The organism is Gemmobacter fulvus (genome assembly GCF_018798885.1).
GTDB lineage: Bacteria > Pseudomonadota > Alphaproteobacteria > Rhodobacterales > Rhodobacteraceae > Gemmobacter > Gemmobacter fulvus.
On sequence record NZ_CP076363.1, the window covers coordinates 218,267 to 236,191 of the forward strand.

Sequence of the window (17,925 nt, forward strand, 5' to 3'; positions counted from 1 at the left end):
GCTCAGCGCTCCTCCGGTTTCGGGCGCGGCAGGCGCACGATGGCACAAAGCCCGCCGCCCTCATGCGGATCAAGGTCGATCTGCCCGCCGAATGACGCAATGATTTCCGTGGAAATCGCCAGACCAAGGCCCAGCCCTTCGCTTTTCGACTTGGTGGTGAAGAACGGCTCTGCCACCCGCTCTCGCACCTCCGGGGCAATGCCGGGGCCGTTGTCGGCCACGATGATGCGGGCCTCATCCGGCGACAGCTCAAGGCTGACCTCCACCTGCGCGCCCACCCGTCCTTCCACCGCATCCAACGCATTCACCAGCAGGTTCACCAGAACCTGTTCCAGCCGCACCCGCCCGGCCTGAACCTTGCACGATACCGGGACCGGCAGCAGTTTCGGCATGATCCCTGCCGCCTTTGCCCTTGGGTGAACGACCTCCATCGCCTCTTCGATGACCGACAGCAGATCGACAGGTTCGGTGGCGGTGGCCTCTTTCTGGGCAAAGGATTTCAGTCGTTTGGTGGTGCGCTGCATCCGCCGCACCAGCCCGCGCGCGGTTTCAATCCGGGCTGTCGCCTCGGGCGCAGGGGCCTCGGCCAGCATGACGGCAGTCAGCAAGGTGGCCTCCATCGCGGCAAGCGGCTGGCTGATCTCATGCACGATGGCGGTGGACATGCGGCCCAGGGCGGCCATTTTCTCGCTCTGGATCAGGCTTTCCTGCGCTGCCCGCAATTCGGCCTCGGTCTTGCGCCGCGCCTCGACCTCATGGTTCAGCGCTGCGGTGCGCTCTGCCACCCGGCGCTCCAGCATCGCGGACTGGTGGCGCTCCAGTTCCAGCAGCGCCCGGCGCTGACGCCGGATCTTGGCAAGGCCCAGCCCCATCGCGGCAACCAGCCCACCCAAGGCCGCGCCCAGCCCCGCGATTCCCGCCGCAGGCACAACCGGCGTGGCCGCCAGCACCTGCCAGCCCTGCCCGAAGACCGCAAGACGGCTGGCCGACATGCGGTTGTTCTTGCCCCGGATCAGGCCCAGGGCCCCCTGCATCAGCGGCACCGCCGCGCCGATATCTGCCCCCGAATAGGTTTGCTGCCGGTCCAGCCGCGCCAGCACCTCGCCCGACAAGGATGTGAGCGGGCGGTAAAGCCAGTCTGGATCCGAGGCCAGAAAGATCACGCCATCGGCATCGGTCACGACGGTATCCTGTTCGGCCCGGCTCCAGGTCTCCTGCAGCGGGCTGAGGTCGATCTTGACCACGACAACCCCCTGCGTGCCATCCGACAAGATCACCCGCGCCGACAGAAAGTAGCCGGGCAGTTTGGTCGTGACGCCAATGGCATAAAAGGCCCCGCTGCCCTGCGCCAAGGCATCCTTGAAATAGGGGCGAAAGCTGTAATCCTCGCCGATAAAACTTTCCGGCAGGTTCCAGTTCGAGGCCGCGATGGTGACACCCTCGCGGTTCAGCAGGTAAAGATGCGTCGCCCCCGAGGTCTGCACCAGCGTTTCCAGATAGCTGTTTGCGGCGGTGATCGCGCCCCGGTCCTCCGGTATCTGCAAGGCGGCACGGATGCGCGCATCCTCGCCCGCGACGGCAGGCAGATAGCGGAACCTTTCGATTTCGAGGGTCAGCGCGTGGCGCGACAGGATCAGGCTTTGATCCAGCCGGGTCATCAGCCCGCCAAACGCCATATGCCAGGCCAGCAGGCCGGAAACCAGTGCCGCCAGCACGATGACGGGCCAAACGATCCTTGAACGGCCCGGCATCCGGTCTGGCTCCTTTCCGATCACGGCTCGCAGGGGCGCAGGATCACCGCGCCCCCGGCTGTTTCTCCAATCACCTGGCAGGTTTCGCCTGCACACAGCGTCCACCCTGAGGCTGTCATGCCCGAGGCGGCTATGGCAAGGCTGGAAACCGTCGCCGCCTGCGGGGTCCAGATCAGCCAGCCGTCGATCAGCCGCGCGTCGGGGCCGGGTTCCATCCCGGCCCCCGAGCCTTTGACCGCCGCGCGTTCGAGCCGCAAGCCGCCCTGCACCCGCCGCCAATCCTCGCGCCATTCGGTCTTTTCGACCGAATGGGTCCAGTGCAGGCGGAAGGTGCCATCCGGCGGCAGCGCCAGCGTCAGCGCCCCCGCCATCAGGCAGGAGGCGAGGCTCATGCCGGAACCTTGCGCGCCTGCAACCACACCATGCCGCCGAACACCACGAACAGGCCGAGGCCGATCTCGTCAGTCAGCGGCAATGCGGCGACAAGGCTGAACGCCGCAACCATCGCCAGGCCGCGTTGCCACAGGGCCAGCCGCAGCCCCAACCAGCCGATCACCGCCACACCCCACAGACCCAGCGCGATGATGGCCTTGATCGTGATATAGGCCACGGCGGGCCAATATCCGACCGCCGCCGCCATCGACCCGCCGTCTTGCAGCATCAGCGCGGGTGAATAGACCGCCATGAAGGGCACGACAAAACCCGCCGCCGCGATCTTGACCGCCTCAAGGCTGATCCTCAGGCCGCTTTCCTTGGCGATGGGGGCCGCGGCAAAACAGGCCAGCGCAACCGGCGGCGTCAGATCCGCCAGAATGCCGAAGTAAAACACGAACATATGGCTGACAATCAGCGGCACCCCCAGCGCGAGCAGGGCCGGCCCTGCGATGGAAGAGGTGATGATGTAATTCGGGATCGTGGGGATGCCCATGCCAAGGATCAGGCAGGTGATCATGGTCAGCACCAGCGACAGGAACAACGAGCTTTCGCCCACACCCACGATGAACTGGCCAAAGGTGTTTGCCGCGCCCGTCAGGGTCATCACCCCGATGATGACCCCGACCAGCGCACAGGCGATGCCCACCGGCAGCGCGGTGCGTGCGCCATCCGCCAGACTGTCGCGGCAGATGCCGAGCGTCTCGCGCCCGCCCTTGCTGGCAAGCGCCACCGCCCCGAGGGCCAGCAGTGCCGCGAGGATCACCCAGATCCCCAGCTTGAAGAACGCCGCCGAAATCAGGCCCAGCCCGATCCAGAAGATGATCCGCAGCACCCCCTCGGGCAGGCCCAGCACCGCCGACCCGCCAAGAATCAACAGCACGGTCAGCGCCAGCCCCACGGTGCCCGCATAAAGCGGCGTGAAGCCCGAAAACAGCAGCCAGACCAGAACGCCCAGCGGCAGCAGCAGATACCAGCCCTCGCGCAGCGCCTTGCGGGCCGAGGGCAAGGCCTCGCGCGACAGGCCGCGCAACCCGCGTTTTCCGGCCTCCAGATGCACCATCCAGAACACGCCCAGAAAATACAGGATGGCCGGGATCAGCGCCGCCTTGACGATCTCGATATATTGCACGCCCAGCGTTTCGGCCATGATGAAGGCCACGGCCCCCATCACCGGCGGCATGATCTGCCCGCCCATGCTCGCCGTCGCCTCCACCCCGCCAGCAAAGGCCGGACGATAGCCGAAGCGCTTCATCAGCGGGATGGTAAACTGCCCCGTCGTCACCACATTGGCCACGCCCGACCCCGAGATCGTGCCCATCAACCCCGAGGACAGCACCGCCACCTTGGCAGGCCCGCCGGTCATATGCCCCACAGCCGCCAGCGATACATCGGTGAACAGCCGGATCATCCCGGCCTTTTCCAGAAAGGCGCCAAACAGGATGAACAGGAAGATATAGGTCGAGGACACATAGATCGGGATGCCGTAGATGCCTTCCGTGCCATAGGCCAGATGTTCGACCACCTGCGAAAAGTCATAGCCGCGATGGTTCAGTGGCGACGGCAGGTATTGCCCGAACAGCGCATAGGCCAGAAACAGGCCGGTGATGATCGGCAGGACCGCCCCCATCAGAAGCCAGGCCGCCGCGAACACCGCAACCAGCGCCACCACGCCAAACCAGATGTCGCGCGGCAGCGGATCGCCTGCGCGCAGCAGCAGGTCGGTATAGTCGAAGGTCTGATAAAGCGCGACCGCCACCCCCGCCAATGCCAGCGCAAAGACCGCAGCCCGTGCCATCGGGTTTTGGGTCTTCACCATCGCCAGCAGCGGAAAGCCGAGCGCCATCAGAAAGCCCACATGCAGCGCCCGGGCAATCTGGCTGGGCATGTCGATCAGATGCGCCGCTGTCGCGATCTGGAACAGTGAAAAGACGACGGCCAGCCAGAACAGCGCCCGGCCCATCAGTCCGGACGGAAAACCCTCGCCCAGCGGGTCATGCACGGCATCTGCGGCCGGTGCCATGGTCGTATCGGTCATATCGGATTTTCTCCCCGGTGGATCAAAAGGAGCGGCCACCAAGAGGCCGCCCGCTTTCGCCGCTGTCAATCGGCGCTGGATCAGAGCTTGCCCTGTTCACGATAGAAGCGCTCCGCCCCCGGATGCAGCGGCACCGGCGGGTTCTTGGCCGCCTTATCCAGCGAAATGTCTGCCCCGGCGCTATGCGCGGCCTTCAGCACGTCCAGATTTTCGAAGATCAGCCTGGTCATCTGATAGACGACCTCTTCGGGCACATCCTCGCTGGTCACCAGATAATTGCCCACAGCCACCGTGGCCACATCGCCATCCTGCCCCTGATAGGTGCCTGCCGGGATCGTCGCGGGCATATAGGGCATGCCCATGGCCGTGGCGACCTCAGCCGGGATCGACACGATGCTGATCGCCTGACTGGAGGCCAGATCCTTGATCGCGGCATTGCCAAGCCCCGAGGATTGCAGCGTGGCCTCCAGCTGGCGGTTCTTCATCAACTCGACCGATTCCGCGAAGGGCAGGTATTCGACCTTGGCAAGATCGTCATAGCTGAGCCCCGCCGCCCCCAGAATGGCCCGCGCATTCAGCTCGGTGCCCGATTTGGCCGCACCCACCGACAGGGTCTTGCCCTTCATGTCGGCGATGGTGGTCACGCCCGCTTCCTGCAGGGCGGCAATCTGCACATAATTGGGATAGATCGCCGCGACGATGCGCAGCTTTTTCAGCGGGGTCTTGAAGCCCGCCTCTACGTTGCCTTCCCACGCCAGCGCCAGCGCATCGCCCAGCGTGAAGGCAATCTCGCCCTTGCCCTGTTCGATCAGGTTCAGGTTCTCGACCGAGGCCTTGGTCGCCTGCACCTGCGTGCGCGCCCCTTCGATGCCTTTGCCGTAAATGTCAGACAGCGCCACCCCCAGCGGGTAATACACCCCCGAAGTGCCGCCCGTCAGCACGTTGATGAACTGCTCCGCCTCGGCTTTGGGTGCGCTGATGGCGATTGCACAGGCGAATGCGGTCGCAAGCGTGATGCGAAATGTCATGTGTCCTCCCGAACGTGATCTGTCCCACCTCCTCGTGGGCGCCTTTGATCGATGGGCAAAAGGCGGAAATGCGTCAATCTTGCTTGGCCTGCCGTCCCAAGTTTCACGGCAGGCTTTCGCCAGACGCGAAGCGAAGTTCCGCCAGACCTCCTTCAGGGCATTGAAAAATATGGCTGTTTTGATCCGGCCCCTGCGGCAGGGGTGGCAAGGCTCAGGCCCGACGCTTGCGCATCCTCCGTCACATCCCGACCAATCGGATCGCACGACAGAGCGTGGCAAATCATCCCCCCCGATCCCCCCCGAGGTGTCCCCCGTTCATCAGCCGATCAAAGACCGGATCCGCCTCGGCCACCTCGACCAACCGGCCCTTTTCGACTGACCAGATGCGCGTGGCCACCGCCCGGACAAAGGCGCGGTCATGGCTGATCAACAGGCAGGCAGCCCCCGGCCGGGTCAGTTCGGCTTGCAACATCTCTTGCCCCTCGATGTCGAGATGGTTGGTCGGCTCGTCCAGAATGTAGAAGTTCGGGCGCGCCAGCCGCAACAGCAGCATCGCCAGCCGCGCCCGCTGCCCGCCCGACAGCCGCAGAAGCGGCGCCGTCTGCGCATCAATAGCTATCCCGGCCCCGGCCAGCGCGCTGCGCGCCAGCTGGTCAGTCAGGTCACTGCTCTGCTTCACCGCATCCCACGGCGTTGCAAAACATGCCAGTTGCGACAGCGCCTGATCGGAATATCCAAGGATCAGGCTGGCCGCGCCCCGGATTGCAGGGTCGCCGCCATCCAAGGCCGCGCGCAGCCGTTGGGCCAGCACAGTCTTGCCGGTGCCATTCGCGCCAAGCACTGCGATCCGGTCGCCCTTTTCGATCCAGAACTTGCCTGTGCGGAACAGCGCCCGCCCCGTCGGCGTGGCAAGCGTGGTGTCGCCAATCGTCATCAGCGCCTTGGCGTGACTGTCGCTGTTGCCGAGGCGGATCACCCCCGCAGAGGCCTCGTGATGCGCGGGGCGGGCCTCGTCTTCCAGCCGGTCGGCCCGGTCGATCAGCTGTTTCGTTTTGACCAGCAGCAGATCGGAGCCGGAATTGACGCCGATATTCTTCAGCTTGACCGCCTGCTGCCGCAGCGCCTTGACCCTGCGCATGTCATTGTCGAACTGCCGGTCGCGGGCAGCGTCAGCCTCGTCCAACGCCAGCCGTGCACGCGCATAGGGCAGGGCAAAATCCGCGCTGTCTTTCGGGCGCAGAAACAACGAGCGCCGACAGGCAGCATCCAGAAAGGCGCGGTCGTGGCTGGCCACCAGAACCGCGCAATCCCGCGGCAAGGCGGCAAGGAACCGCTCCAGCACCGCGATCCGCCCAAGATCGAGGTGGTTTGTCGGCTCATCCAGCAGCAAGACATCCGGTTCCACAATCCCGGCGCGGGCCAGCAGCATGACACGCTGCCAACCGCCAGAAAGGTCTGCAACCCGCCTGCCCCGCATCGCGGGATCGACCTCCAGATCATCAAGGATGATATCGACCCGCCAGCTTTCGGTCTCGGCTGTCTCCGGGTCCAGCGCGTCCAGAACGGCCGCATGAAGGGTGAGCGACAGCAGATGGTCCGGCACCTCTTGCGGGGCAAGGCTGGCAACAAGGCCGCGCGCACGGGTGACGGTGCCCGCCGTCGCCGCCTCCACCCCTGTCAGGATGCGCAGCAGCGAGGATTTGCCGCGCCCATTGGCCGCGATCAAACCGATGCGGTCGCCTTTGGCGATGGTCAGGGTCAGGCCCGCAAACAGCGATGCGCCACGGGTCAGCGACAGGTCTTTGACGGCAATCAGGGTCATGGAAGTCTCATCAGATCAGGCAGGCGTGCAAGAACACGCCGGAGAAGGCTGACGATGAGACGAATTTGGTCCCGGTCAGCCCCGCGAGGTCAGGCGCGGGGCAAAGACAGGACCACAGTTGCGGTTGTGGAAGCACTGATGCAGCATCGGCTTCCTCCCTCCGGTTAGATCCGATTGGCCAAGGTTACGGGGCAAGACGCGATTTGGCAATGGCGGCCTGCGGCGGCCCTCGCATTTTGGCATAGCGTGGCCGCAGGTTCCCGGCACCAGCCGCACCTGTCCCCGCCGATCACGACGATCCTGTCTTGCAGTCAGAAATCTCTGTCGCTAAATGAGCGTTATTTTATAACGTAACGGATATCTTCATGCGTCGTTCCATCGCCACCCTGCTGCTGACGGGCGCCCTGATCCCGCAGGCCGCGCTTGCAGATACCGCCGCTTTGGATGTTGCCGCGCCGTTTGAAATCAAGGGCGCGGACCCCGTATTGTCGGGCGACATTTTCCTGAAGATGGATGTGATGGAAACGCTGGTGAATGCCGATACCAGCGGTGCCCTGCTGCCGGGTCTGGCCGATGGCTGGACCGTATCGGCGGACAAGCTGGTCTGGAAGTTCCATATCCGGCAGGGGATGCAGTTCCATGACGGCAGCGCGCTGACCGCCGAGGCGGCCGCCTTTGCGCTGAATCGCTCCAAGGCCAAGGAAGGCATTCTCGCCAAGGCACCGATCAACGCCATCACCGCCGAAGGCACGGATGTGGTCATCACCCTGTCGGAACCCTTTGCCGCCCTGCCCGCCTTTCTGGCCGAATACCGCACCGGCATTCTTGCCCCCTCGGCCTATGCTGCCGATGGTTCCGTCACTGCGGTGATCGGCACCGGCGCATTCCGGGTGACCAAGCTGGAGCCACCGATGACGCTGGAGGCGCAACGGTTTGACGCCTATTGGGGCGGAGCGGCCAAAGTGCCCGCCGTGCATTACACCAGCGCCACCCGCGCCGAGACCCGGGCGCTGATGGCCGAGGCCGGGGATGCCGAACTGGTGGTGAACCTTGATCCTGCCTCGGTCACGCGGCTGCAATCAGTGGCGGGTGTCGCGGTGCACTCTGTGGCGATGCCGCGTGTCCTGCTGCTGAAGCTGAACACCGCCCTGCCGTTTTTCGACACGGTGGAAGAACGGCAGGCGCTGTCGCTGGCCATCGACCGGGCCGGGCTGGCGCAGGCCGTGCTGCGCTATCCGGCGGCGGCCAGCCAGTTGCTGCCGCCCGCCGTGGGCGGCTGGCACAATGCCGACCTGCCACCGCTGGACCATGACCCCGAGGCCGCCAAAGCGGCCTTTGCCGCCGCAGGCTGGCTGCCCGGTGCCGATGGTATTCTGGAAAAGGACGGCCAGCGTTTTACGGTGGAACTGCTCACCTATCCCGACCGGGCCGAACTGCCGCTGACCGCCGCCGTGCTGGAGCAACTGTTCCGCGAGGTGGGCATTGCCGTCACGATCAACGCGACCAATTCGTCCGAGATTCCGGCCAAACACGCGGCGGGCACGCTGCAAATGGCGCTGTTTGCCCGCAATTTCGGGCTGGTGCCCGATCCCGTCGGCACCTTCATGCAGGATTATGCGCCGGGGGGCGACTGGGGCGCGATGGGCTGGGAGAATGACGCTTTCACCGCCGCCGTGCGCAAAATGGCCGCCGAGGGCGGATCTGACGCAGAAAAATCCGCGCTTGCCGCCACGTTGCAGGCCGAACTGCCGGTGCTGCCGATTGCGTGGTATCAGCAGACCGCCGCCGTCTCGCACAGCGTCAAGGGCATCGTCATCGACCCCTATGAGCGCACCTATGGCCTGAAATCGGCGGAGTTTGCCGAATTAAACCGGCTCTGCACGCCATAGCCTTCCGCCTGATGCAGGCGGCGGGCGTGGCGCTTGTCGTCGGCGTGATGTCATTTCTGATGATGCAGGCGATGCCGGGTGACATGGCGTATCGGATCGCAGCGGCGCGCTATGGCTATGATCTGGTCAGCGCCGATCTTGCCGATGCCGTGCGCCGCGAACTGGGGCTGGAGGCGGGGCCTGTGGTGCAATTCCTGCACTGGATGGCCGATCTGGCGCGGTTCGATCTGGGCCGTTCGCTCGTTTCTGGCCAGCCGGTCTGGGACGAGATCGCGCATCAGATGGGGGCGAGCCTGCAACTGGCGGCGGTGGCACTTGGCCTGTCGCTGCTGATCGGGCCGCCTCTGGGGATCTATGCCGGCTTGCACGCGGGCGGCCTCTTTGACCGGATGCTGCTGGTGGTGGCGGCGGGGTTTCGGGCGGTGCCGCAATTTCTGCTGGGGCTGGTGCTGATCGTGGTGCTGGCGGTGCAACTGCGGCTGCTGCCTTCGGCGGGCCATGGCAGCCCGGCGCATCTGATCCTGCCCGCCCTGACCCTTGCCCTCGGCCTTGCTGCCGCCTCGGCCCGGATCACACGCGATGCGATGGCGGGCGTGGCCACCAGCCCGTTCTATGCCTTTGCCCGCGCCAAGGGCCTGAGCGATGGCCAGATCCTGCGGCGTCACGGCTTGCGCAACATCGGCGCGCCGGTCGTCACCTATCTGGGGCTGCAATTCGTGCTGCTGGCCGAAGGCGTGGTGGTGGTTGAAACGATTTTCGGCTGGCCGGGCATCGGCCATGCGCTGATCCATGCGGTGTTTCACCGCGATGTGCCGATGGTGCAGGGCACGGCCCTGGTGATGGGCCTCGGGTTTGTGGTGCTGAACGCGCTGGTCGATCTGATCGCCCGCCGCATCGACCCGCGCGAGGTGCAGGCATGACGCTTTCCCGTTTTGGCTGGGCCATGCTGGCGCTTTTGCTGGCCTTTGCCCTGCTGGCCCCGCTGGTAGATCCGGTCGGGCCATTCAAACAATCGCTGTTGAAGGCGCTTTCGGGGGCCGATGCGGCGGCGCCCTTTGGCTATGACCATCTGGGCCGGTCGATCTTTGCGCGTCTGGCCCATGCGTTGCGGCTGTCGCTGATGCTGGCCTTTGCCGCCACCGCCACGGCGGCGCTGATCGGCATCGCGCTCGGCGCGCTGGCAAGCTGGCGCGGCGGCTGGATCGACCGCGCGCTGTGCTTGCTGGCCGATAGCGTGCTGGCGCTGCCTGCACTGCTGATGATCCTGATGATGGGCGTGATCCTGCCCGCCACAGCGCTGGCCTTCTGGGCCGGTCTGGCGGCGGTGCAATGGATCGAGTTCTTCCGCCTGACCCGCGCCGCCGCGCGCAGCCATCTGGCCAGCCCGGCGGTCGAAGCGGCAACCCTGCAAGGATTTGGCCCGCTCTGGATCTTTCGCCGCATCCTCTGGCCCGAGATCGGGCCGATGCTGCGCACCGCCATGGCCTTTGGCGTGGCAAATGCCATTGCCGCCATCGCGGCGCTTGGATTTGTCAGCGTCGGCATGCGCGCGCCCACACCCGAACTGGGGCTGATGATGGTTGAACTGCTGCCCAGCTGGCGCGAGGCGCCCTTTGCCCTGCTGCAACCCGTGCTGGCCTGCTTCCTGCTGCTCTTGTCCCTGAACCTGATTGCCGGAGCCCGCAAATGACCCTGCTGAGCGCGACAGACATCACCGTGCGGGCCGGGGCAGAGTGTCTGGTGGATCCAGTCTCCATTTCTTTGCCCAAGGGCGAGGCCGTCACCATTCTGGGCGAAAGCGGATCGGGCAAAAGCCTGTTGGCTCAGGCCATCCTCGGCACCCTGCCCAAGGGGCTGGTGGCCTCCGGGCGGTTGCAGGTGGGCGAGGATCGCTTCGATCCGGCAAAGCCGCAGGGCAGCCGCCCGCTCTGGGGCCGCCGCATCGCGGTTTTGCCGCAAGAGCCGTGGCTGGCGCTGGACCCGCTGATGCGCGGCATGGCGCAGGTGGCCGAAAGCCATGAGCTGGTCGCGGGGGCCGCCAATCCAAGCGAGCGCGCGGCAAGAGACCTTGACCGGTTGGGGTTGGGCACGGCACAAGACCGCTTTCCCTGGCAATTGTCGGGGGGCATGGCGCAACGCCTCGCCTTCGCCGCCGCCCGCGCGGGCGGGGGCCGGATCACCGTGGCGGATGAACCGACCAAAGGGCTGGACGCCGATCGGCGCGATGATGTGCTGGCGCTGTTGCGGCAGAGTCTGGCCGAGGGCGGCCTGCTGACCATCACCCACGATCTGACGCTGGCCGCCGGTCTGGGCGGTGAAATTCTGGTGATGCAGGGCGGCAGTGTGGTGGAGCGTGGCCCGGCGGCCCGGGTGTTTGCCGCACCCGAACATCCCTATACCCGTGCCTTGCTCGCCGCTGACCCCGCGCATTGGCCCGCCCGCAAACCGGCGGCCCCTACTACCGATCTGCTGCGCGCGGCGCGTCTGACCGTGGCGCGCAATGGCCGCCGCCTGTTTCAGCCGATGGATTTTACCCTGTCGCGCGGGCAGATTCTGGGCATTTCCGGCCCCTCCGGCTGTGGCAAATCAAGCCTTGGCAATGCGCTTCTGGGGCTTTTGCCGCATCAGGGCGACCTCTGGCGTGACCCGGCAATCCCGCGCCTGCGCTTTCAGAAGCTCTGGCAAGACCCACCCGCCGCCTTCCCGGCCCGCATCACGCTGGCACAGGGGCTGGAGGATCTGATCTTGCGCCATGGGATCGCGCCTGCCCGCATTGCCCTGCTGCTGAACCGCCTCAATCTGTCGGCAGACATCCTGGACCGGCTGCCCTCGGCGGTGTCGGGCGGTGAATTGCAGCGCATCGCGTTGCTGCGCGCCCTGCTGCTTGATCCCGTGATGCTGTTCGCGGACGAGCCGACCTCGCGCCTTGATCCGGTGACGCAGGCCGAAACCATCCGCCTGATGACCGAGATCGCCGAGGAGCGGCACATGGCGATTGTTCTGGTCAGCCACGATCAATCGCTGCTGCGCGCCACCTGCGACCGGGTCATCACCTTGGACCACGATCAGGCCACAGCGGCCTGAGGATGGCGGTGGGCGGCGGGGTCAGCCCGCCGCTGTCTGCCCCAGCCTGCGCAGCAGGGCGCAACATTCCGTCAGCTCTGCCACCGTCACATATTCATCCGGCCGATGTGCCCGGCTGATCGAGCCCGGGCCGCAGATGATCGACGGCACGCCCGCCGCGTGAAACAGCCCCGCCTCGGTGCCATAACTTACCGATTGCAGCGCCGGTTTGCCGGTCAACCGTTCCATCAGATCGGCCAGCGCCCGATCCTCGGGCGGCGGCAGCGCGGGGTAACTGCTCAGCTCGCGATGCGACACGCGCACCCCCTCAAGCTGCGCAAGCCGCGCCAGAACCTGCGCCGTAATGTCCTGCGGTGCCTGCCCCGGCACCGAGCGCACCTCCATCTGGATGGCACAGCGGTCCGGGATGATGTTCACCGCAGCCCCGCCCTGCACCACGCCCGCCACCACGGTGGAACAGGGCGGCGAGAACCGCGCGTCAAACGGGCCTTCGGCGGCCAGCCGCGCCGCCAGATCGCGGATGAACAGCAGCAGTTCCGCCGCCGGATAGATCGCGTTCACCCCCAGATCGGGCTGCGAGCTATGCGCGGCCTGCCCTTCGATCCGCAGTTCCACCGCCTGCTTGCCCTTGTGCGACAGCACCGGGACCATGTCCGATGGTTCACCCACGATACAGCCCAGCGGCGGCGCACAAAGATCGGGCAGACGCGCGATCATATGCCCCACGCCACGACAGCCGATTTCCTCATCATAGGAAAACGCCAGATGGATCGGACGGCGAAGGCCCATCGCCTGAAACTCCGGCACCATGGCAAGCATACAGGCCAGATAGCCCTTCATGTCAGTGGCCCCACGCCCGTAAAGCCGCCCGCCCTCGGCCCGCAGCCGGAACGGATCGCTGCTCCAGATCTGCCCCTCGGTCGGCACCACATCCATATGGCCAGACAGCACATAACCAGGCACATCGCGCGGACCGAGGGTGGCGAACAGGTTCACCCGGTCGCCCTCTGGCCCCGGCAGCACCGCACATTCGACCCCCAGCCGCGCCAGATGATCCCGGATGCAGGCGGCCATCCGCGCGTTGGAGGCACCGGGCAGATCGGCAATGGCAACGAGATCTGAAAGGATGGCTTCGGGCGTCATGGCAGGCTCCTGTGGGCTTTGGCCCATCATCCCGATCTGGTCAGGCAGATTGTGCCGAACCGCGCGCCCGGCCCACAATTCCCTGCCGCGATGCGGCGCCGCTCAGACAAAAGGCTCGAAGGCGGGGCGGCCCGACCACCTTACCCGCCACAGGGAATTGTGCAGCGGCCCGAACAATCAGAATAATCCACTGCGCGGCCCCGGCCCCCGATGCAATCTGCGGAGGCCCTGCCGCTATGCTGACCGCAAAATATGCTGATCCATCTGTGAGGTAGACATGACCTATCGTATCGCCCTGATCCCCGGAGATGGCATTGGCCTTCCCGTCACCGAAGCCGCCCTTCAGGTGGCACAGAAGGCCGCGCCCGGCCTGCTCGACTGTGTCACCTTTCCGTGGTCCTGCGAACATTATCTGCAAACCGGGCGCATGATGCCCGAAGACGGCATCGACACCCTGCGCGGGTTTGATGCGATTTTTCTGGGCGCAGTGGGCTGGCCCGCCAAAGTGCCGGATTCGGTGTCGCTGCACGGGCTTTTGCTGCCGATCCGCAAGGCGTTTGTCCAATATGCCAATATCCGCCCGCACCGGCTTTTGCCCGGCGTGGAAGGCCCGCTGCGCAAGCAGGGTTTTGACATCCTGTGCATCCGCGAAAATACCGAAGGCGAATATTCCGGTGCCGGGGGCCGCGTGCATGTGGGCACGCCGGATGAGGTGGCGGTGGAAACCTCGATCTTCACCCGAGTGGGCGTGGAGCGCATCCTGCGCTTTGGCTTTGAACAGGCGCGCAAGCGGCGGGGCAAGCTGGCGTCGGTGACAAAATCGAATGCGCAGAAATATTCGATGGTGTTCTGGGATGAACTGACCCATCAGATCGCCGCCGACTACCCGGATGTCGAGGTCAGCCATTACCATGTCGACGCAATCTGCGCCCGGATGGTGATGGCCCCGGAAACACTGGATGTTGTGGTAGCCTCCAACCTGTTCGGCGATATCCTGACCGATCTGGGCGCGGCCATTCAGGGCGGGCTGGGCTTTGCCGCCTCGGCCAATATCAACCCCACCCGCAGCGCGCCGTCGATGTTTGAACCCGTGCATGGATCGGCCCCCGATATCGCACATCTGGGCGTGGCAAACCCGATTGCCGCGATCTGGTCTGCCGCGATGATGCTGGATCATCTGGGCGCGGCGGATGCGGCGGCGCGGATCATGGCGGCGGTCGAGGCAACCACCGCGCAGGGCATCGGCACCGTGCCGGGGCAGGATCGGACAGAGGTGATCACAGCCGCCGTTCTGGCCGCGCTGGACTGAACGCACCGCCAGCCCGCCCGACACACGCCCCGCTGCCCGGCACATCCTGCCGGGCAGCGGGGCAAAGTTTTTGATGACCCTCCGCAATTCCGGTGCCGCGATTCTGGCGGGGCGGCTGGGGAGCAGTGCCGGACGCGCGTGGCACATCCTGCGGTCAGCCGGGGGCGGAACGGCGGAAGATTGTGCCGCAGCAGGTTCTGCCGAAGCACTTGCGTCGCAACAGCGCCTAATCTGGCAGCATGTTTGAAAGTTCCGCAGGACCGAGATGACCGACACCCTCACCTTCGCCCCGTTTTCCGCCACCCATCTGGACGGTGCGCTGCGCCTGTCGCGCGAGGCTGTCTGGCCCCATCGGAGAGAGGACTGGCGGCTGCTGCACCAGATCAGCCATGGTGTTGTGGCCTTGGCCGGGGATCTGGTGGTGGGCACGGCGCTGGCCACGCCCTTTGGCGCGGTGGGCATGGCCAATATGATCATCGTCGATGCCAGGATCCGCGGACGCGGCCTTGGGCGCAGCCTGATGGAGCGGATGATGGCCGGGATTGATGTGCCCGAATGGCGGCTCGTGGCGACCGAAGATGGCTTGCCGCTGTATGAAAAGCTGGGGTTCCGGGAAACGGGGCGGGTGTTGCAGCATCAGGGCACGGTCGGGCCCCATGCAATGCCCGATGGCGTGGATTGGGCGGATGCCGCCGATCTGCCCGCCATCGTGGCACTGGACCGGCAGGCGAACGGGGCGGACCGCAGCAGCCTGCTCACCTTGCTGATGGCCGAAGGCCGGATTGCGGTGCTTCGCGCGGGATCCGCGCTGACGGGCTATGCCGCGCTGCGCGCCTTTGGCCGAGGAGAGGTGGTGGGGCCGGTCATCACCCGCGATGCCGCGCAGGCACAACGGCTGCTGTCCTTCTTCTTTGCCCAACGCAGCGGCAGCTTTCTGCGCGTTGATACAACGGCGGCGACGGGGCTTTCGCCCTGGCTGACCGCGCAGGGGCTGGCCCATGTCGGCGGTGGCGTTGCCATGCGGCGCGGCGATGCGGCGGCCCCCTCCCCCTCTGCCACCGTCTTTGCGCTGGCCGCACAGGCGCTCGGCTGACCCCTTTTCCCCCGGAGACTGACACATGCTTGCCAATTCCCTGATCGAACTTGACCGCGCCCATCTGGTTCACCCTGTCGCCTCATGGCGCGGGCATGAAAAGGCCGGGGTGCGGATGCTGACCTCGGCCAAAGGCGCCACGGTCACCGATGCCGCTGGCCAGACGCTGATCGACGGCTTTGCCGGGCTGTGGTGCGTGAATGCCGGCTACGGGCAAGACAGCGTGATCGAGGCTGCCACCCGGCAGCTGCGCGATCTGCCCTATGCCACCGGCTATTTCGGGTTGGGGTCGGAACCGCCGATCCGGCTGGCGGCGCGGCTGGCCGACCATGCGCCGGGCGATCTGGACCATGTCTATTTCACCCTTGGCGGATCGGATGCCGTCGACAGCACCGTGCGCTTTGCCCGGTATTACTGGAACGCGCGGGGACTGCCGCAGAAGGATCAGTTCCTCTCGCTGGAGCAGGGCTATCACGGGTCGTCCACCGTGGGGGCGGGGCTGACGGCGCTGCCGGTGTTCCACGCAGGCTTCGGCCTGCCGATGGACTGGCAGCACAAGATCCCGTCGCATTACACCTATCGCAACCCGGCGGGCAGTAATCCCGCGGCGGTCACCGCGGCGTCGGTGGCGCAGCTGCGCGCCAAGGTGGCCGAGGTCGGCGGGCCGGACCGGGTCGCGGCCTTCTATGCAGAGCCGATCCAGGGGTCGGGCGGCGTGCTGGTGCCGCCTGCGGGCTGGATGAAGGCGATGCGCGATGTCTGCACCGAGCTGGACATCCTGTTCATCGCGGATGAGGTCATCACCGGCTTTGGCCGCACCGGGCCGATGTTTGCCTGCACCGAAGACGGCATCGTGCCGGACATGCTGACCTGCGCCAAGGGGCTGACCTCGGGCTATGTGCCGATGGGGGCGGTGATCCTGTCGGACCGGATGTATCAGGTGATTGCGGATCATGCGGGGGCGGCGGCCATCGGCCATGGCTTCACCTATTCGGCGCATCCGGTCAGCGCGGCGGTGGGGCTGGCGGTGCTGGACCTGTATGAAGGCGGACTGCTGGACAACGGGCGCCGGATGGGCGCGCGGCTGCAAGCAGGGCTGGCAGGGCTGGCCGATCATCCGCTGGTCGGCGATGTGCGCGGGCGCGGCATGCTGGCGGCGGTGGAACTTGTCACCGACAAGGCGCTGAAGACGCCGCTGCCCGCCGCCGCCCTGCCCGCACAGCGCATCTTTGATCGCGCCTGGAACAACGGGCTGGTAATCCGCGCCTTTGGCAATGGCGTGCTGGGCTATGCGCCGCCGCTGTGCTGCACCGAGGCAGAGATCGACGCGATTGTGGAGCGCACACGGATGACACTGGACCAGACGCTGGAAGATGCCGATGTGCGGGCGGCGCTGCGCTGATGGCCGTTCTGTATCTCTCCGATTCCCTGCGCGGTGCGGTGTTTCAGACGGCCTTTGCTGCCGCCCTGCCCGACATGCCCTTCCATATCGGGCAGGCGCCCGATCCGCTGGCGGTGCGCTATCTGGTGACATGGACAGTGCCCGAGGATCTGGCGGCGCGCTTTCCCAATCTGCGGCTGATCATCTCGGTCGGGGCCGGTGTGGATCAGTTCGATCTGGCGGCCCTGCCGCCCGAGGTGGGGGTGGTGCGGATGCTGGAGCCGGGCATTCCGCAGCAGATGCAGGAGTATATCACCCTCGCCACACTGGCGCTGCACCGCGATCTGCCTGCCTATCTGGGCCAGCAGCGCGCGGGGCTGTGGCAGGCCGGAAAGAACCTGCCCGCCGCCGAGCGGCGCGTGGGGGTGATGGGTCTGGGGCAGCTGGGTCAGGCCGCGCTGACGGCGCTTCAACCTTTCGGCTTTCCGCTGGCCGGGTGGAGCCGCAGCGCGCGACAGATCGACGGGGTGGAGTGTTTCACCGATCTGGCGGCGTTTCTGGCCCGCACCGATCTGCTGATCTGCCTGTTGCCGCTGACGGCGGAAACCGAGGGCATGTTGAACGCCGATCTGTTTGCCAAATTGCCGCGCGGCGCGCGGCTGGTCCATGCCGGGCGCGGCAAACACCTGGATCATGTGGCGCTGCTGGAGGCGCTGGACTCGGGCCAGATTTCTGCCGCCGTGCTGGATGTGACCGCGCCAGAGCCATTACCTGCCGATCATCCGCTCTGGGCGCATCCGCGCGTGATCCTGACGCCGCATATCGCTTGCCAGACGCGGGCGGTCGATGGTGCGCGGCATGTCATCGCCGCCATCAGCGCCGATCTGGCAGGGCAGCCGGTGCCGGGGCAGATTGACCGCAGCCGCGGTTACTGAGGCCATTCCGCAGCAAAGCA

14 protein-coding genes are annotated in these 17,925 nt (G+C 66.0%); 8 read left to right on the forward strand and 6 right to left on the reverse strand.

Features of this window, described 5'->3' with window-relative positions; all coding sequences use genetic code 11:
• Window positions 1-2 precede the first annotated feature (2 nt).
• From KM031_RS19520 to KM031_RS19540, 5 genes are all read right to left on the reverse strand, one after another.
• Window positions 3-1,751: a sensor histidine kinase gene (locus tag KM031_RS19520; RefSeq protein WP_215505546.1), complete on the reverse strand. Its 1,749-nt coding sequence runs from the start codon at window positions 1,749-1,751 to the stop codon at window positions 3-5.
• Between the two features lie 20 nt (window positions 1,752-1,771).
• Window positions 1,772-2,143: a DUF1850 domain-containing protein gene (locus tag KM031_RS19525; RefSeq protein ID WP_215505547.1), complete on the reverse strand. Its 372-nt coding sequence runs from the start codon at window positions 2,141-2,143 to the stop codon at window positions 1,772-1,774.
• Window positions 2,140-4,221: a TRAP transporter permease gene (locus tag KM031_RS19530; RefSeq protein WP_215505548.1), complete on the reverse strand. Its 2,082-nt coding sequence runs from the start codon at window positions 4,219-4,221 to the stop codon at window positions 2,140-2,142. Before KM031_RS19530 ends, KM031_RS19525 begins: the two co-directional genes overlap by 4 nt.
• Window positions 4,222-4,301: 80 nt before the next feature.
• The gene (locus tag KM031_RS19535) at window positions 4,302-5,249 is read right to left on the reverse strand and encodes a TAXI family TRAP transporter solute-binding subunit (protein ID WP_215505549.1); all 948 of its coding nucleotides are present in this window, start codon (window positions 5,247-5,249) and stop codon (window positions 4,302-4,304) included.
• A gap of 280 nt (window positions 5,250-5,529) precedes the next feature.
• Window positions 5,530-7,071, reverse strand: coding sequence for an ATP-binding cassette domain-containing protein (locus KM031_RS19540; RefSeq protein ID WP_215505550.1), 1,542 nt, complete (start codon window positions 7,069-7,071; stop codon window positions 5,530-5,532).
• A 365-nt stretch (window positions 7,072-7,436) separates the two neighbouring features.
• Between KM031_RS19540 and KM031_RS19545 the strand changes: the two genes are divergently transcribed.
• From KM031_RS19545 to KM031_RS19560, 4 genes are read left to right on the forward strand one after another with little or no spacing between them, the layout of a single operon-like run.
• Complete coding sequence (locus tag KM031_RS19545) at window positions 7,437-8,960, forward strand: ABC transporter substrate-binding protein (protein WP_215505551.1); 1,524 nt, start codon at window positions 7,437-7,439, stop codon at window positions 8,958-8,960.
• Between the two features lie 11 nt (window positions 8,961-8,971).
• Window positions 8,972-9,880: an ABC transporter permease gene (locus KM031_RS19550; RefSeq protein ID WP_215505552.1), complete on the forward strand. Its 909-nt coding sequence runs from the start codon at window positions 8,972-8,974 to the stop codon at window positions 9,878-9,880.
• Entirely contained in the window at window positions 9,877-10,650 is a 774-nt protein-coding gene (locus KM031_RS19555) for an ABC transporter permease (protein WP_215505553.1), read from the forward strand. The genes KM031_RS19550 and KM031_RS19555 overlap by 4 nt, the downstream gene beginning before the upstream one ends.
• Window positions 10,647-12,044 (forward strand): ABC transporter ATP-binding protein, encoded by a 1,398-nt coding sequence (locus tag KM031_RS19560; protein WP_215505554.1) that lies wholly within the window; start codon window positions 10,647-10,649, stop codon window positions 12,042-12,044. The genes KM031_RS19555 and KM031_RS19560 overlap by 4 nt, the downstream gene beginning before the upstream one ends.
• A gap of 21 nt (window positions 12,045-12,065) precedes the next feature.
• On the opposite strand, the gene argE is transcribed toward KM031_RS19560, so the two are convergent.
• Window positions 12,066-13,187 (reverse strand): acetylornithine deacetylase, encoded by a 1,122-nt coding sequence (argE, locus tag KM031_RS19565; RefSeq protein ID WP_215505555.1) that lies wholly within the window; start codon window positions 13,185-13,187, stop codon window positions 12,066-12,068.
• Between the two features lie 277 nt (window positions 13,188-13,464).
• On the opposite strand from argE, the gene KM031_RS19570 reads away from it, so the two are divergent.
• The 4 genes from KM031_RS19570 (at window position 13,465) to KM031_RS19585 (ending at window position 17,905) form a co-directional block, all read left to right on the forward strand.
• A complete protein-coding gene (locus KM031_RS19570) occupies window positions 13,465-14,496 on the forward strand; it encodes a tartrate dehydrogenase (protein ID WP_215505556.1) in 1,032 nt (343 codons plus the stop codon).
• A 265-nt stretch (window positions 14,497-14,761) separates the two neighbouring features.
• A complete protein-coding gene (locus KM031_RS19575; RefSeq protein ID WP_215505557.1) occupies window positions 14,762-15,589 on the forward strand; it encodes a GNAT family N-acetyltransferase in 828 nt (275 codons plus the stop codon).
• Window positions 15,590-15,614: 25 nt separating this feature from the next.
• Entirely contained in the window at window positions 15,615-16,991 is a 1,377-nt protein-coding gene (locus tag KM031_RS19580; RefSeq protein WP_215505558.1) for an aspartate aminotransferase family protein, read from the forward strand.
• Window positions 16,991-17,905: a 2-hydroxyacid dehydrogenase gene (locus tag KM031_RS19585; protein WP_215505559.1), complete on the forward strand. Its 915-nt coding sequence runs from the start codon at window positions 16,991-16,993 to the stop codon at window positions 17,903-17,905. Before KM031_RS19580 ends, KM031_RS19585 begins: the two co-directional genes overlap by 1 nt.
• Window positions 17,906-17,925: the final 20 nt, after the last annotated feature.

What these genes read in the sequence shown, in the direction of transcription:
- KM031_RS19530 (WP_215505548.1), bottom strand. Translation starts at nt 4,221, where the DNA reads ATGACCGATACGACCATGGCACCGGCCGCAGATGCCGTGCATGACCCG.
- KM031_RS19585 (WP_215505559.1), top strand. Translation starts at nt 16,991, where the DNA reads ATGGCCGTTCTGTATCTCTCCGATTCCCTGCGCGGTGCGGTGTTTCAG.
- KM031_RS19580 (WP_215505558.1), top strand. Translation starts at nt 15,615, where the DNA reads ATGCTTGCCAATTCCCTGATCGAACTTGACCGCGCCCATCTGGTTCAC.
- KM031_RS19545 (WP_215505551.1), top strand. Translation starts at nt 7,437, where the DNA reads ATGCGTCGTTCCATCGCCACCCTGCTGCTGACGGGCGCCCTGATCCCG.
- KM031_RS19540 (WP_215505550.1), bottom strand. Translation starts at nt 7,071, where the DNA reads ATGACCCTGATTGCCGTCAAAGACCTGTCGCTGACCCGTGGCGCATCG.
- KM031_RS19520 (WP_215505546.1), bottom strand. Translation starts at nt 1,751, where the DNA reads ATGCCGGGCCGTTCAAGGATCGTTTGGCCCGTCATCGTGCTGGCGGCA.
- KM031_RS19525 (WP_215505547.1), bottom strand. Translation starts at nt 2,143, where the DNA reads ATGAGCCTCGCCTCCTGCCTGATGGCGGGGGCGCTGACGCTGGCGCTG.
- argE (WP_215505555.1), bottom strand. Translation starts at nt 13,187, where the DNA reads ATGACGCCCGAAGCCATCCTTTCAGATCTCGTTGCCATTGCCGATCTG.
- KM031_RS19535 (WP_215505549.1), bottom strand. Translation starts at nt 5,249, where the DNA reads ATGACATTTCGCATCACGCTTGCGACCGCATTCGCCTGTGCAATCGCC.
- KM031_RS19555 (WP_215505553.1), top strand. Translation starts at nt 9,877, where the DNA reads ATGACGCTTTCCCGTTTTGGCTGGGCCATGCTGGCGCTTTTGCTGGCC.
- KM031_RS19560 (WP_215505554.1), top strand. Translation starts at nt 10,647, where the DNA reads ATGACCCTGCTGAGCGCGACAGACATCACCGTGCGGGCCGGGGCAGAG.
- KM031_RS19570 (WP_215505556.1), top strand. Translation starts at nt 13,465, where the DNA reads ATGACCTATCGTATCGCCCTGATCCCCGGAGATGGCATTGGCCTTCCC.
- KM031_RS19550 (WP_215505552.1), top strand. Translation starts at nt 8,972, where the DNA reads ATGCAGGCGGCGGGCGTGGCGCTTGTCGTCGGCGTGATGTCATTTCTG.
- KM031_RS19575 (WP_215505557.1), top strand. Translation starts at nt 14,762, where the DNA reads ATGACCGACACCCTCACCTTCGCCCCGTTTTCCGCCACCCATCTGGAC.